The organism is Marinilabilia salmonicolor JCM 21150, from assembly GCF_000259075.1.
Lineage (GTDB): Bacteria > Bacteroidota > Bacteroidia > Bacteroidales > Marinilabiliaceae > Marinilabilia > Marinilabilia salmonicolor.
In genome coordinates, this window is record NZ_AJKI01000011.1 from 237,318 (window position 1) to 252,103 (window position 14,786).

General features: G+C 42.7%; 14 protein-coding genes. 9 read left to right on the forward strand and 5 right to left on the reverse strand.

Translation table 11 applies throughout. From position 1 onward, the window contains the following. Positions 1-236: 236 nt before the first annotated feature. Positions 237-965 carry a CDP-alcohol phosphatidyltransferase family protein gene (locus W7W_RS0108130; RefSeq protein ID WP_010663303.1) on the reverse strand — a complete coding sequence of 243 codons (729 nt, stop codon included), beginning with the start codon at positions 963-965 and terminating at the stop codon, positions 237-239. Between the two features lie 585 nt (positions 966-1,550). Between W7W_RS0108130 and W7W_RS0108135 the strand changes: the two genes are divergently transcribed. The 9 genes from W7W_RS0108135 (at position 1,551) to W7W_RS0108175 (ending at position 10,671) form a co-directional block, all read left to right on the forward strand. Beyond that, on the forward strand, positions 1,551-1,943 hold the full coding sequence (locus tag W7W_RS0108135; RefSeq protein ID WP_010663304.1) for a bacteriohemerythrin: 393 nt from the start codon (positions 1,551-1,553) through the stop codon (positions 1,941-1,943). A gap of 282 nt (positions 1,944-2,225) precedes the next feature. After that, positions 2,226-3,086, forward strand: a complete 861-nt coding sequence (gene hisG / locus W7W_RS0108140; protein WP_010663305.1) for an ATP phosphoribosyltransferase — start codon at positions 2,226-2,228, stop codon at positions 3,084-3,086. Between the two features lie 21 nt (positions 3,087-3,107). Further along, positions 3,108-4,397 carry a histidinol dehydrogenase gene (gene hisD, locus W7W_RS0108145; RefSeq protein ID WP_010663306.1) on the forward strand — a complete coding sequence of 430 codons (1,290 nt, stop codon included), beginning with the start codon at positions 3,108-3,110 and terminating at the stop codon, positions 4,395-4,397. Between the two features lie 158 nt (positions 4,398-4,555). Next, positions 4,556-5,590 (forward strand): histidinol-phosphate transaminase, encoded by a 1,035-nt coding sequence (hisC, locus tag W7W_RS0108150; protein WP_010663307.1) that lies wholly within the window; start codon positions 4,556-4,558, stop codon positions 5,588-5,590. Positions 5,591-5,612: 22 nt separating this feature from the next. After that, positions 5,613-6,515 (forward strand): alpha/beta hydrolase, encoded by a 903-nt coding sequence (locus W7W_RS0108155; protein WP_025006760.1) that lies wholly within the window; start codon positions 5,613-5,615, stop codon positions 6,513-6,515. Positions 6,516-6,553: 38 nt separating this feature from the next. Continuing rightward, positions 6,554-7,699: a bifunctional histidinol-phosphatase/imidazoleglycerol-phosphate dehydratase HisB gene (gene hisB / locus W7W_RS0108160; RefSeq protein ID WP_010663309.1), complete on the forward strand. Its 1,146-nt coding sequence runs from the start codon at positions 6,554-6,556 to the stop codon at positions 7,697-7,699. Between the two features lie 92 nt (positions 7,700-7,791). After that, positions 7,792-8,253, forward strand: a complete 462-nt coding sequence (locus tag W7W_RS0108165) for a DUF6146 family protein (RefSeq protein ID WP_010663310.1) — start codon at positions 7,792-7,794, stop codon at positions 8,251-8,253. A gap of 127 nt (positions 8,254-8,380) precedes the next feature. Then, positions 8,381-9,322, forward strand: a complete 942-nt coding sequence (locus tag W7W_RS0108170; RefSeq protein WP_010663311.1) for an ABC transporter ATP-binding protein — start codon at positions 8,381-8,383, stop codon at positions 9,320-9,322. Next, complete coding sequence (locus W7W_RS0108175) at positions 9,319-10,671, forward strand: ABC transporter permease (RefSeq protein WP_010663312.1); 1,353 nt, start codon at positions 9,319-9,321, stop codon at positions 10,669-10,671. The genes W7W_RS0108170 and W7W_RS0108175 overlap by 4 nt, the downstream gene beginning before the upstream one ends. 94 nt (positions 10,672-10,765) lie before the next feature. Here W7W_RS0108175 and W7W_RS0108180 read toward each other — a convergent pair whose 3' ends face one another. From W7W_RS0108180 to W7W_RS0108195, 4 genes are read right to left on the reverse strand one after another with little or no spacing between them, the layout of a single operon-like run. Then, entirely contained in the window at positions 10,766-11,635 is an 870-nt protein-coding gene (locus W7W_RS0108180; RefSeq protein WP_010663313.1) for a fibrinogen-like YCDxxxxGGGW domain-containing protein, read from the reverse strand. A 41-nt stretch (positions 11,636-11,676) separates the two neighbouring features. Then, positions 11,677-12,501, reverse strand: a complete 825-nt coding sequence (locus W7W_RS0108185; protein ID WP_010663314.1) for a fibrinogen-like YCDxxxxGGGW domain-containing protein — start codon at positions 12,499-12,501, stop codon at positions 11,677-11,679. A 45-nt stretch (positions 12,502-12,546) separates the two neighbouring features. After that, the gene (locus tag W7W_RS23690) at positions 12,547-14,076 is read right to left on the reverse strand and encodes a LamG-like jellyroll fold domain-containing protein (RefSeq protein ID WP_010663315.1); all 1,530 of its coding nucleotides are present in this window, start codon (positions 14,074-14,076) and stop codon (positions 12,547-12,549) included. Positions 14,077-14,080: 4 nt separating this feature from the next. Then, entirely contained in the window at positions 14,081-14,566 is a 486-nt protein-coding gene (locus tag W7W_RS0108195) for a T9SS type A sorting domain-containing protein (RefSeq protein ID WP_010663316.1), read from the reverse strand. Between the last annotated feature and the right edge of the window lie 220 nt (positions 14,567-14,786).

Here is a 14,786-nt window from a genome sequence, read left to right on the forward strand (position 1 = left end):
CCTGCCCCGATTTTTCTTTGGGGGCTTGCGAAGCCGCAAAAAACGGAGTCCCGAAGTTGCTTTTGTAAGGTTTTTTGAACAGAAAACCAACAAAAAGCACAATCGGGATGAGTATTTTGGCGGCATGCGTAACGAAGCAAATGGTACTTTATGGACAGACATTAAGTAAGGTTTTGAACCAGGTGGCAATTGCATTACATAACCCACAAAAGGCTGTCTTTAACAGATGGCCTTTTTTATGCCCTACGCAACCAATTTACCAATGAAAACAAAAGATACCCCAACACAGTAAATGCAATTCCTCCGATTCCAAAGAAAAGTACGGATACCGACCCTATCAGGATTAACAAATACCGCGAAATGTTTCGCTGAAAATGAAAATTCTTAAATTTAAGTGAGAACATTGGGATTTCACTCACCAGCAGGGCACAAAAAACAACAATAACCGGAAGCACAAACCAGGGAGTCGCGAGCATCTCCCAATTAGCTCCCCTCGTATAAATAAGGTAAATCAAAGAAACAGAAAACATCCCGGTAGCTGTGGTCGTAAGTCCAAGAAAGGATTCTGTCTGTCGTGTATCCAGATTAAACTTGGCCAGACGAAGAGCAGAAAAAACTGTCAGTACAAAAGGGGCCAACAATAGCAGTTGAGTAGCAAAATTATGAGTAAAAAAGCTAAAGGTCCAACTTCCTGTCAGCCCAAAATGTAAAAGACTGATATAAGCCACCGCAGGAGCAAGGCCAAAACTTATTAAGTCGGCCAGGGAATCCAATTCTTTTCCTATATCACTGTAAGCTTTCAACATGCGTGCAGCAAATCCATCGGTAAAATCAAAAAATGCCGCTAACAGAATACACCAGGCAGTAAGATCAGGACGCCCCTGAAAAGCCAGCATCATACCGGTGGCACCAAAAAACAAATTCAAACTGGTAAGCGTATTGGGAACAAACTGAAGAATTCTCATATAATATCTTTTTTAACTTAAAACTGACAGAACAAGACATTGGTTAATAGAGGCTAATTAGTGTTTGTCTATAAAGTCCAACTTCTGCGTTGTTGCTCAAAATCTAAATCCTCAAATACACTAGTGTCAAGTCAAGCATAGTCTGACGGGCCAAACCTTGCTCTTTCTACCTTGTGCTTCTCAAAAAAAAGACTCACGTAGCTATGGCTATGCTTACTTTTTTGTTGATTTGCACAAGGTGAAAAATAGTGGCGGCTTACCCGACATTCTTCACTTGACTTGACACTAGTATTCTGCGGTTTAGTTTTTTCACACGCCTTGAATTTGAACCTTCTATCTCAAACACGTGAAAAACGTTTAGTTTATGGACAGACTCTAATTAACGCCACCCTTCTATCAAACACAAAAGTAACGATTTTCACCGACTATTATCCCCGTCAGCAAATCTTCATCAGGAAAATAAAGCTCAAAACAATGATATTTTTATGTAAATATTGCTTGTCTCCGCAACTATCATCTCCTTAAATTTGTATAATTGCAGCTTCCCTCCCTCACCATTTTTTTTACAATCTAAAACTAAAGCGAATGCTAATTAAATGGACTGAAGATCTTTCTGTAGGCCATGAAACCCTGAACCAGGAACACCAAAAATGGATTGCCATCCTGAACGATTTTTACCAGGGGCTGGCTGACGGGAGCTCAAAAGAAAAACTTACCGGTCTGATAAAGGGGCTTTTGGATTATGCAAAGGTGCATTTTTCCAATGAAGAGGAGTATATGCGCTCGATTCATTTCCCCGGACTGGAAAGACATCAACAGGAACACGGGGAATTCATTGAGAAGGCAACCGAATTTTATGAGAAATTTTCCACCGGAAAAATGCTCCTGTCTATTGAGGTAACCAACTTTATCAAGAACTGGATTTCCAATCACATCAAAGCAGAGGACAAGCAATACGCGCGCCACGCCGGACTTTAATACAATCTGACATTATCCAGGCCTAATAAAATTTTTCAGAAAAAATTTGATTTTATCTCAAAAGCACCTACTTTTGTATCATATTATTATCAAAAAAGCGAAAAAAATATGATTTTTTCAGTACACCATCATGCTCATCATCATTTCTACCTCACGTAGCGAGGGTGGGCTGGTTGTACTATGCAATAATATAACTGTAAAAGGCTTACCTCGTCGGGTAAGCCTTTTTTGTTTTCCGACGGGGATCATTAAGCTGAAAAATTAAAAATTTACAATACTATTATGGAAACAAGATTAAGAATTGCGCTCCAGAAGAAAGGACGTTTATTTGAAGACAGCCGGGACCTGCTAAAGGAAGCAGGCATAAAGTTTAACCTGGGTAACGGCCGTTTAGTAGCATCTGCCACTAAATTCCCCATGGAAGTTTTGTTCCTTCGGGATGATGACATTCCGCAAACAGTAGCCGACGGAGTGGCCGACATTGGCATTGTGGGACAGAACGAATTACTGGAAAAAGGATTTGACCTGACCACGGAAAAAGAACTTGGTTTCAGCAGGTGTCGTCTGTCTCTGGCTATACCCAAAGAACAGGAGTACACCGGTCTCTCATGGTTCGAGAACAAAAAGATAGCCACCTCCTATCCGGAAATTCTGAAGAAATTCTTTGCTGAGAAGAAGATCAATGCCGAAATCCATGAGATTGCCGGATCCGTAGAGATTGCACCGGGAATAGGCCTGGCAGATGCCATCTTTGACATTGTCAGTTCCGGAAGTACATTGGTAGCCAACCACCTCAAAGAAGTGGAAAAAGTAATGGATTCAGAGGCAGTGCTGGTCTCCAGCGGAGATCTGTCTCCTGAAAAAAGGGCTATTCTGGATCAAATGATTTTCCGCATCAATGCCGTAATGGCTTCCAACAGCAACAAATACATCCTGCTGAATGCACCCAACGAAAACCTCGAAAAGATTATTGAGATCCTCCCGGGAATGAAAAGTCCTACTGTCCTGCCTTTGGCACAAGAAGGATGGAGCAGCGTACACTCCGTAATCAAAGAAGACCATTTTTGGGACGTTATCGGTCAGTTAAAAGAAAACGGAGCCCAGGGAATCCTGATAATCCCCATCGAAAAAATGATTTTATAGACAATTAATTTCCCTGAATCCATGGAAATAGTAAAATATCCGGCCCGGGACCAATGGCAGCAACTGACCACCCGGGCCATCAGCAACCAACAGGAGGTCATTGAGAAAATCCGACCTGTTCTGACGGCAGTCAAAAAAGACAAAGACAAGGCATTAAGAGATTACACCTCCCGGTTCGACGGTGTGGAGATTGAATCTTTCAGAGTAAGTGAAGAAGAGATTCGCCAGGGATGCCTGAATGTCAGCAATCAACTTAAAGGAGCCATCAATGAGGCAGTCATCAACATTCGTAAGTTTCATGAAAGTCAGAAACATACAGTAAACAAAGTTGAAACTGCCCCGGGTGTGGTTTGCTGGCAACGAAGCACGGCCATCGAAAAAGTAGGCTTATATATTCCAGGAGGATCAGCGCCCCTTTTCTCAACGGTTTTGATGCTGGCAATCCCCGCCTCCATTGCCGGATGCAAAGAAATTGTACTGTGCACTCCGCCGAACAAGCAGGGGAAAATACACCCGGCAATTTTATTTGCTGCTCATCTGACGGGAATCACCAGTATATTTAAAGCTGGCGGAGCCCAGGCAATCGCTGCCATGGCTTATGGCACGGAAACCATCCCTGCCGTTGACAAAATTTTCGGTCCGGGAAACAGTTTTGTAACAGCTGCCAAACAACTGGTAACTCTTGATGGAGTAGCCATTGACATGCCGGCCGGACCTTCGGAAGTTGAGGTTATGGCAGATGCCTCTGCCAATGCAGGCTTCGTTGCATCAGATTTACTCTCACAGGCAGAACACGGACCGGACAGTCAGGCAATACTGGTTACCGACTCAGAACCACTAATTGCTGAGGTACAAAAAGAAATAACAAAGCAGCTAAAAACATTGCCACGGGCAGAAACAACGAAAAAAGCACTGAATCACAGCAGATTAATTCTACTTAAGAATCAGACTGAGATGCTTGACTTCACGAACCTTTACGCTCCGGAACACCTGATCCTTTCAGTACGAAATTATAGTGACGCAGCCGAAAAGATCAACAATGCCGGTTCTGTATTTCTGGGAAATTACACCCCTGAGAGTGCCGGTGATTACGCCTCTGGAACCAATCACACTCTTCCCACATACGGTTACGCAAGAGCTTATAGCGGTGTGAATCTCGACAGTTTCAGCAAAAAAATAACCTTTCAGGAAATTTCCGGAGACGGATTGCAGAAACTGGGCCCTGTAATTGAGACAATGGCCGAAGCAGAGGAACTCGAAGCTCACAAAATGGCTGTATCGCTGAGGATGGATGCATTGAACAAGACATAGACCTTCGCCAATACAAAACCACGAACGTCAAAAGACCCTATACCCGGAATCCAAATTGTTTGTCCTTACCCAGAGCATCCCCGAAAGTCCCCGACATTGGCAAACCATTAAAAACCAAAAATAAATTTCTATTCTAAACACGTTTAGTAAATAAAAACATGAAATCAATAAACAACCTGTTACGTCCCAATATCCGCAATTTAAAGCCATACTCTTCTGCACGTGATGAGTTTAGCGGAGAGGCAGCCGTATTTCTTGATGCCAACGAGAACCCCTTCAACGCCCCATTTAACAGATACCCCGACCCTTACCAACGAGAATTGAAAAAACGAATTTCAAAAATCAAAGAAATACATGAAGAAAGCATCTTTCTGGGAAATGGAAGTGATGAGGCCATTGATATTGCCATCAGAGCCTTTTGTGAACCCGGGAAAGACAATATTGTATCCATTTCTCCCACCTATGGGATGTATCAGGTATCCGCAGACATCAATAACATTGAGGTAAAAAAAGTTCTGCTCACACCTGATTTCGAGCTGGACGCAGAAGCTCTGCTTGAAGCTACAGATGAACACACAAAAATCATTTTCCTCTGTTCACCTAACAATCCAACCGGGAACTGTTTCAACCCACAGGAGGTAAAGAATGTACTGAACGGATTTGACGGCATTGTGGTACTGGATGAAGCATACATCGACTTCGCCCCCGACAAAAGCTGGTTGAAAAAGCTGAAACAATACCCCAATCTGATAATCCTACAAACTTTTTCCAAAGCCTGGGGCATGGCAGGCATCAGACTGGGCATGGCTTTTGCCCAAAAGGAAATAATAAACGTGTTTAGCAAGATTAAATACCCTTACAATATCAACATTCTCACACAGCAAAAAGCATTGGAACTACTCTCCGAAAATGACACAATGGGTAAATGGGTAAAACAGCTTCTCGAAGAACGTGGCGTACTAATAAACACATTAAAAACCAAAAAATTCGTACAAAAAGTTTACCCAACCGATGCCAACTTCGTTCTGCTTAAAACCCCGGAACCAAAGAAAATTTATAATTATCTTGTGGACAGAAAAATCATTGTTCGCGACCGCTCTAATGTTGCTCTCTGCGAAGGATGTCTCCGTATAACAGTGGGAACCCCTGAGGAGAACAGGAAATTAATTGAAGCACTGGACGGATTAAGCTAATCCATTTTTAACACAATCAAGTATGCGCATATATTTATCAATAATATTTATCGCAAGCATGATGCTGAATGCAATGGCACAAGATCAATCCATTCCGCTATATCAAGACACTCCTCCGGGAAACAAGACACCGAATACCGGGGAAGTATGGAGTACCTCGGCAAGTGGCTCTGCAATAGTTTCCAATATTACAACACCTGAATTATGGTTTTTCGGTTCAGACTCCGGCCAACCGGCACCTGCCATCATCATTTGCCCCGGTGGAGGGTACAGATATCAGGCGTACGAACATGAAGGCCTGCAGGTGGCAAAATGGCTTTCTCAACTGGGGTATCAGGCATTTGTGCTAAAATACAGGCTTCCTGATGAATCGCTCTTCGACAACGCATCCACCATACCACTTACGGATGCCCGGCAAGCCATCGTCACCATCCGCAAAAATGCATCAACACTGGGGGTTGATTCCACCAAAGTCGGCATCATGGGATTTTCGGCCGGAGGACATCTGGCAGCCTCAGCTTCCACCCTTTTCAACCACAACCTGCCATATATCAAAGCCACCCCATTGGCAAGACCCGATTTTTCAATTTTGATGTATCCTGTTATCTCCATGACAGATAGCCTAACGCATAAGGGATCAAGAGAAGCCCTTCTGGGAAAACATCCGGATAACAAACAGGTTGATCTCTACTCCCTCGAAAAGCAAGTCACATCTGAAACACCTCCTGCTTTTATCCTGCATGCAGAGGATGACGGCTCTGTGCCGGCAGATAACACAAAACAATATGCCGGGGCATTACGAAAAGCCAATGTTCCGGTGCAGGAAATAATTTTGCCGAAAGGAGGACATGGATTTGGGTTCAGAAAAGAGAGCCCTGCCTTTGAATGGACAGTCCACCTGGAAAAATGGCTGAAAAATTTATAATTTATCCCTTTGTTTAATTCGGAATAAACCATAAAACAATGAGCACTCAACCGGTTTTAAAAAGAGTCCTTTTTATCGATCGTGATGGAACCATCATAAAAGAACCGCCCTCAGATTACCAGGTGGACAGCCTGGAAAAACTGGATTTTGTCCCGGGAGCAATAACAGCGCTCTCCAGCATTGTCAAAAGCCTTGATTTTGAACTGGTAATGGTAACCAATCAGGACGGCCTTGGAACCGATTCTTTTCCTGAAGCAACTTTCTGGCCGGCACAAAACAAAATGCTCGATACACTGAAAGGTGAAAACATTGAGTTTGCCAACATTCACATAGACCGCACCTTTCCGGAAGAGGATGCACCCACACGAAAGCCCGGGACAGCAATGCTCAGCAAATATATGAGCGACACCTACGATTTACAAAACTCTTTTGTTATCGGAGACCGCATTACCGACATCGAATTGGCTAAAAACCTGGGGTGTAAAGGAATCTTTTTGAAAAACAAATCAGAAGCAGAAGATCAACTTAACAAACAAAACCTTGATGAATACTGTGCCCTGTTTTCAGATGAATGGGAGGAGATTGTAAACTTTCTGTTTGTAAAAGAACGTACGGCCAGCGTGGAGAGAAACACCTCCGAAACAAAAATCCGAATCAACCTGAACCTTGACGGCACCGGGAAATGCTCTATAAACACGGGCCTCTCATTCTTCGATCACATGCTGGAGCAAATAGGCCGGCATTCGGGCTGCGATCTAAACATTCAGGTTGATGGTGATTTGCATGTGGATGAGCACCACACCATTGAAGATACTGCATTGGCATTGGGCGAGGCATTTAAAAAAGCATTGGGTGACAAAAGAGGCATTGAGAGATATGGTTTTTCGCTCCCCATGGATGACTGCATGGCACATGTTGCTCTTGATTTTGGCGGACGTCCGTGGCTGGTGTGGAAAACAAAATTTAAAAGAGAAAAAGTAGGTGATTTACCTACCGAGATGTTTATGCATTTTTTTAAAAGTTTCTCTGATGCCGCGGCTGCAAACCTTTACATCAAAGCCAAAGGCAATAATGAACATCATAAGATTGAAGCTATCTTTAAGGGGCTTGCCCGCGCTCTGAAAGCCGCCATCAGGAAAGATTACCTCAACAATCAGCTGCCCAGCACAAAAGGAAGCCTCTGAAAAAAGCATTCAGCCCTCATTGACAAAACAAACAGCCCACCTCTTGACAAACCAGGAGGCGGGCTTTATTTTTAGTATCAAAATCAACAATCATGAAATTACGCAACATCACATCATTTAAGTTTTTTTCGTACCTGTTGCCATTGTTTTTTGCCGGGGGGCTGATCGCAATTTCTACCACTTCTTGCAAAACCACAAAAAAAGCAAATATCCCTGACCAACAGGTTGAGTTGAAAAAACAGGACAGCGAAACACCGGCAGATTCCACAGAATATGAACTTATCATAATGGATTCCCGTTTTCAATCCTGGTTGGCCACCCAACCATCGGCCAACTTTTATTCGCAGCCGTATTATGAAAACTGGAACCAACGCTACGTAACTGAATGGAACAACAGGCACAGCAATCCCCTTCGCTATGGCGATTTTTACCAAACGCGCATTGATTATGATCCAAATGCGGACTACGGCCTGGAATTGAATTACAAACTTTATTATTATTTTCGGTTCATCGAAAAAGAATATGGTATTGTGCTTATTCCCAGGGGGAAATAGCGCCATGTATAATAGTACCACATTCATAAAAATCTTTTTAGAAGTCTCCAAATATTAACTAAATTTGGGGTTTTGAGACTATTACAGTCTTACAGCAACTAATTGTTCAACCTAAACCCATAAGCATATGGCGTTTTTAGAAGCCAGTGGCATCGTAAAAAGATTTGCCAACCACCTGGCCCTTAATGATGTAAACATTTCCGTCCCTGAAAACAGCATCTATGGACTGCTGGGACCAAACGGAGCAGGAAAAACAACCTTAATCCGGATAATCAACAAAATTACAGGTCCTGATGAAGGCACACTTCTTTTTGACGGAAAGCCGCTCCGCAATTCGGACATTATGAAAATTGGCTATCTCCCGGAAGAACGTGGCCTGTACAAAAAGATGAAAGTCGGTGAACAAGCGGTCTATCTGGCCCGCTTAAAAGGGCTTTCAAGAAATGACGCCCTCAAACGGCTGAAGTACTGGTTTGAGAAATTTGAAATTCAACCCTGGTGGGACAAAAAAGTGGAGGAACTCTCCAAAGGAATGGCCCAAAAGGTTCAGTTCATCGTAACCATCCTTCATGAACCACAACTACTGATCTTTGACGAACCATTCAGCGGATTCGACCCCGTTAATGCCACATTGCTCAAAGAAGAAATCCTTGAACTCAAGCAAAAAGGGGCTACCATTATCTTCTCTACACACAATATGGCTTCTGTTGAAGAGTTGTGCGACCACATCACCCTCATCAACAATGGTAAGGCCATGATTGAAGGACGGACGGAGCAGATTCGAAGAGGCTATCGTCAAAACCTTGTAAACATTGAGTTCTCGGGGCAACGGGAAGAGGTAGAAAAAATCCTGAAAGACAACTACGAGCTTCGCAACCTGAATGCCGTAAATGACCATTTCGAAGCTCAGGTGAAAATGAGCGAAGATCAATCTCTGAACAATGTTCTTTCGGGCATTATAGGGCATTGCACTATCCACAGTTGTCAGGAATTACTCCCCGGCATGAACGATGTTTTTATACAGGTAGTTAATCAGAAAGAACAACCTTCCCAAAATCAGAAATCATGAGCAAAATATCGCTAATTATAGAAAGGGAATATCTCTCCCGTGTCCGCAAGAAGAGTTTTATCATCATGTCCATTCTTGGCCCTGTTTTATTTGCGGCCATGATGGTTGTTCCGGCCTGGCTGGCATCTATGGAAGACGATGAAGTAAAGACCATTGCAGTCATTGATCACACCAATCTCTATTCCGGACAAATTGAAAATACGGAATTGTTAAAGTTCGATTTTTTGGACGAAGAATCAGAAGAGGAGATTCGAAGCAACTTCAAAGAATCCGGTTATTATGCCTATCTGGTTATTCAGGATAATTTACTTAAAAATCCGGAAGCAATCCGTCTGTATTCCGATGCTCAAATCACAATGGATGCAAAAGGGTACGTTCAGCGAAGTCTGCGTGATCATTTGAAAAATCAAAAGCTTCAGACTTATAAAATGGAGGGATTGGAAAATATTCTTTCGGAAATCAACCAAATAAACATCGAAATTCCAACCGTAAAAATTGGAGAAGACGGAAGTGAGAAGCAAAGTTCTGCAGAGTTAACCATGTTTGTCAGTATGGCATTTGCGTTCCTCTCTTACATGTTTATTTTCATTTACGGAACGCAGGTTATGCGAGGGGTCATGGAAGAAAAGACTTCCCGCATTGTGGAAGTTATTGTTTCGTCGGTAAAACCATTTCAGCTGATGATGGGCAAAATTCTGGGCATAGCCATGGTGGCATTGACACAGATTTTACTTTGGGTAGTGCTTACCATACTGATTGTAACCGGTGTAAAAGCAGCATTTTTCCCGGATTCAGAAATGCCTTCAGGAACACATGCCCAGATTGAAATGATGCAGGATCAGAATCCTGAGGCTGCGCAACAAATAGCTTCCATGGAAGATGGTTTCAACTTCAACAACATTCTGGAGATGGTAAACAGCCTGGAGCCTTTAAAAACACTGCTGCTATTCATCTTTTATTTCTTTGGCGGGTATCTTCTTTATTCGGCACTTTTTGCGGCTGTTGGAGGAGCTATTGACAACGAAAGCGACCAGCAACAATTCATGCTACCGGTTACCATTCCCATCATCATATCCCTTTATGTGGCCATGATGACCTTCCGAAACCCCGGCAGTGATGTAGCATTCTGGTTCAGTATGATACCATTCACCTCCCCCATTGTCATGATGGCGCGTATTCCGTTTGATGTACCGCTTTGGCAATTATTGCTCTCCATGGCATTACTTGTTGGCGGATTTATAGCAACCACCTGGTTTGCAGGAAAAATCTACCGTGTAGGAATACTCATGTACGGTAAAAAGGTCGATTACAAAGAGTTGTGGAAATGGTTCCGGTATTCGGGAGATTAAAAGCATATAAAAAAAGGGGTTCTATTTTTTAGAACTCCTTTTTTTATCACAAAATAACAATCGCCGGGAACCGGTATTAAATTGCAACACCAAGCTACCTTACCAGAAAACGAGCACTGTGATGCCATGAGTTATCGCCCCCCGGAATACCACCCCCGTAAAACACTCCAAAGTGAAAATTCGTTGGCTCGCTATTGTCCACATATTTAGAATTGCTTTCATGGAATAAAGTAAGTGAATAACCTGCCACAGTCCGGGGATACCACATATAATTTACAGAAGAAGAGCTTAATCCTACATCAACCCAACTGCCGGTGAAATCAAATCTATAATAAAGATTATCGCCAGAAGACAAGTCTTGTGTAGTCCCGTAATTTGGCAAAATATCTCTGCTTTTAACCCTGTATATTGTTTTAGCAGCATGATCCTCCCAACCAGTAAACCATGAGGATTGATGAATAATTACTGCAAATTCAAGTGGCCATGCCACACCTCTAAGTACGCGCCAGTCCGTCCAGGCTCCTTCACTATCGGGATCGGCAATATACTCCGGGTTTCCATAAGTCTCATCCAATCCCGCCTTCATAAAATATGCATAATCCCTGTCATCCAGATCATCAGGTGCATTTTCCGTAGCAGGATTCCGGTAGTATCCCACCAGCGTCCACCCCCCTCCATCAGTAGTCATATCACAATAGCACTCAAAGGGGTCTGAACCCCCTTCTCCATCGGGATCGATAGTATAGATGCCATCAACAGCTTCCGGATTGGCGACCTTGATTTCCTTACAGCTCTTATAGAGGACAGGAGTAGAGATATCGCCAATTCTACCAATTGACTCAACAGGCACTCCGCCAATTTTAATTATGGCATTTTTCTCAGTACCCCCTATCTTACCTGTAGTCTGACCAAAAGCCAGAGGGGATAGCTGAAAAAACAAATAAAACAGTAATAATTTTTTCATTATTTCTATTATCGTTGGTTAGCCTGATAAAACAGCCCACTTCATCTAAGCCATATTGATCCGTAATTAAAATGTTCTGTACCCGAACCGTCCCAATAGGGGGCATCCTGGAAACTTTCCAATCCTCCACCCCAGAAACTTCCACTCATGCAAGCTCCGTACCACCATGCTGACTCATAATAATTGTGAGAGCAATTGCTACTAAAAGCATCATGGTCAGCATCACGTGTTGTGAGTGGTCTGCCATTATGATAGGTATACATACCAGGACTTGCAGTTCCCTCGGTATGTATAGTAACAGATTCATTTGACATTACCAGAGCATAGTTATTACTCTCATCAAGGGAAAAGTCATAATATGCCCTGTGAGCAAGGTTTGAGGGGGATTCACCCATGTCAAGCCTTGCTGAGGATCCCAAAAAATTCCAGTGTCTTACCCCCAGAAACAGATCGTATGAGGTAATGTCGGTTGAAAGCGCCCCGTTAAGGTTAACATTATTAACCGCCTCTGTCCAGTAGGGACGAGGACAACCTGCTATGGCGGTATTGCTTAACAGCACCAGCGTCCACCCTCCGCCGTCTGTGGTCATATCGCAGTAACACTCAAATGGCTCGGAACCTCCTTCTCCATCAGGATCAATAGTATAAATGCCATCAACAGCCTCCGGATTAGCATCCTTGATTTCCTTACAGCTTTTAAAGAGTCCAGGAGAAGAAATATTCCCAACTTTGCTTATTGACTCAACTGATATACTGCCTATTGTATTAACAGACTCCATTGAAGTACCCGCAATTTTGTCCGTGGTCTGACCAAAAACAAGAAAAGACGACAGAATAAACAAATGAATCAGTAATATTTTCTTCATAGCACAACAATTATTATGGTTGAACAGGTTTACATCTGGTCTTTCTTATTTTATCTCTATAAGCATCAAATTGGGATTGAAAAACAGCGCATTGCTTTTTATTGCGTATCCCAATATCTGCAGCTGTTCTCCTGTTTCCGAGGGAGGGGTCTGTGTAATTACTCCACTGATTGGAGAAACATATACCAATCCACCGGGTGTGAACGACCAGCTATCATTACGGATATTCCCCTGCAACAAAATTCTTTTCCTTCCTGCATCCGTTTCTAAAGCCAGTGCTGTGCATGGCATCGTAGATGCAGAACCTGCATTAGCCTCTTCATACTTACCATCAGCTGTCATATATAGAGCTGCACCATATCCTGCAGTGTTGGAGTTAACAGTTCCGTAAGAGGTGACACCGCTGGCAGACTGATCTTTTACAGGATCACTCAATACCTGTTCAACAAGAATTTCTTCCGCCTCGTTGTCTCGATCTCCAAAATCTGTTTTAGCAAAATTCCATATTTTCACATTATCGACAGAATAACGATCAGTAGCAAAGTCGTTATCCCATGGAGTGGCTACTCTAAAATCTCCTGTGCTGTTATCCGCTCCCCAATCATTATCAGTACTATTTGCTGCTACCACCTCGCCGTCAACATATAGTCGCATATAATCCCCAGAACCATCTATTCCGTCCCGGTCCCATACACAGGCAATATGGACAGGCGTGTTGAGGGGAGGACTAAAACTACCCAATGAAACATTACGACCCGTACCGTTAAAAGTCAACGTCATATCCAAAATACTACCGCTGTTATGCCAGGTAAAGCTCATCACATTATGACTCCAGTGATTTACGTTGACAAAACCATATACTCCATAACTTCCGGATGCAGGGGGGGTATAAAATTTAGTCCACATCTCAACACTACCCCTATCCGGATCAACGACAGTAGTCGGAAAGTCCACACCACTATTTGCATTACCCGTATTAGGCGTTAATCCTTGTCCAAAACGAACGTCATTATCAAAATTGACATCACCCAAAATGGTTCCGGCGGGACCTGTCTCGCTGTTTTCCACTTCATCAACCGATCCCATCTTGTTCCACAAAACCAGTCCCTCACTGGAAAGACCCAGTTTATCATTTACCAGATCAACCTTTGTATTTAAATCTTCAGCCCTCTCTGAGGTGTTCGAGTACAGAGCATACGGTACACTTAGCAACTGACTTGTACCAACTTCTTCGAAAGCAGTTCCGTTTTCCGGATCAATCTCGACCTTCATAAAATATGAGCCCGAACTCCAGTCAATAGATGAAAAGGTGCCTGTAACAGGAGTTCCCTCACCAACATTAAAAACAGCAAGGCCAAACTCATTGGTTGTAACACCGTGAGTCTCAACATAAGATTCAGATCCGGATATACTCCCTTGCAACAGCGATATTCTAAATGCAACATTTTGAGATGCCAGAACCATACTACCATCAGCGCTTCTTACAACAGCCTGATATTTTAATGACTGAGGTGCCTGTCCCCAAAGGGTTAACGTGGACAACAGGAAAATAATTACAGGTAAATAGTTTTTCATAATTCTATTTTTTAATTATTCTATAAATCCCTTGTTCTTTTAGAGTGGTGTACAATTTCAAAAAGTAAACACCTGATTTTAAATCATTAACTATTAACTGCGATTCGGGCAGTGTAATTACACCCTCCTTCAGTATTCTGCCTTTCAAGTCAAGAATGGCATAGTTCATTTTCTCTGTTCCTGAAATATCTGAAACGACATTAATGATATTATCGGCAGGATTAGGAAAAATCTTAAGGATCTGATTCTCTCCCTCCCACTGCTGTATAGTAGTTACAATCAGAAAATCTCCCTGATTAAAGCCCTGTGTCAGAGCAACCCCTGCCCCCTGGACTGTCTCAGTCACCGGCTCTCCCACAGTCCATGATACCCTTGCGCCACTAACCGAACCTGCCCCCCCGGAAGTTGAAATTACCTCTTGTGAATGCGACTGTGTTAAAAAAAAGAAGATGATCAAAACAGCCAGAAAGATCTCTTTCCTGTTTTTCATTTTTAAATGGTTTTTGAAGTGCAAAATATCCAGATAAACTCAAGTGTTAAGTTATCCGAAGGATAAATACATTTTAACCCTGCGTGAAAAATATAAAATAAAAGTACAAATTATCATCTATCAACAATTCATTATTACACAAAACCTTAGGCTTACGGCTTTTAAAAACACGAACCCCGGTAAAACAAGATGGTAACAAAGCCTGTCTTTCCAATATTTT

Bases quoted from the DNA above. Each gene is read 5' to 3' on its own strand.
- W7W_RS0108130 (WP_010663303.1), bottom strand. From the start codon at position 965: ATGAGAATTCTTCAGTTTGTTCCCAATACGCTTACCAGTTTGAATTTG.
- W7W_RS0108135 (WP_010663304.1), top strand. From the start codon at position 1,551: ATGCTAATTAAATGGACTGAAGATCTTTCTGTAGGCCATGAAACCCTG.
- hisG (WP_010663305.1), top strand. From the start codon at position 2,226: ATGGAAACAAGATTAAGAATTGCGCTCCAGAAGAAAGGACGTTTATTT.
- hisD (WP_010663306.1), top strand. From the start codon at position 3,108: ATGGAAATAGTAAAATATCCGGCCCGGGACCAATGGCAGCAACTGACC.
- hisC (WP_010663307.1), top strand. From the start codon at position 4,556: ATGAAATCAATAAACAACCTGTTACGTCCCAATATCCGCAATTTAAAG.
- W7W_RS0108155 (WP_025006760.1), top strand. From the start codon at position 5,613: ATGCGCATATATTTATCAATAATATTTATCGCAAGCATGATGCTGAAT.
- hisB (WP_010663309.1), top strand. From the start codon at position 6,554: ATGAGCACTCAACCGGTTTTAAAAAGAGTCCTTTTTATCGATCGTGAT.
- W7W_RS0108165 (WP_010663310.1), top strand. From the start codon at position 7,792: ATGAAATTACGCAACATCACATCATTTAAGTTTTTTTCGTACCTGTTG.
- W7W_RS0108170 (WP_010663311.1), top strand. From the start codon at position 8,381: ATGGCGTTTTTAGAAGCCAGTGGCATCGTAAAAAGATTTGCCAACCAC.
- W7W_RS0108175 (WP_010663312.1), top strand. From the start codon at position 9,319: ATGAGCAAAATATCGCTAATTATAGAAAGGGAATATCTCTCCCGTGTC.
- W7W_RS0108180 (WP_010663313.1), bottom strand. From the start codon at position 11,635: ATGAAAAAATTATTACTGTTTTATTTGTTTTTTCAGCTATCCCCTCTG.
- W7W_RS0108185 (WP_010663314.1), bottom strand. From the start codon at position 12,501: ATGAAGAAAATATTACTGATTCATTTGTTTATTCTGTCGTCTTTTCTT.
- W7W_RS23690 (WP_010663315.1), bottom strand. From the start codon at position 14,076: ATGAAAAACTATTTACCTGTAATTATTTTCCTGTTGTCCACGTTAACC.
- W7W_RS0108195 (WP_010663316.1), bottom strand. From the start codon at position 14,566: ATGAAAAACAGGAAAGAGATCTTTCTGGCTGTTTTGATCATCTTCTTT.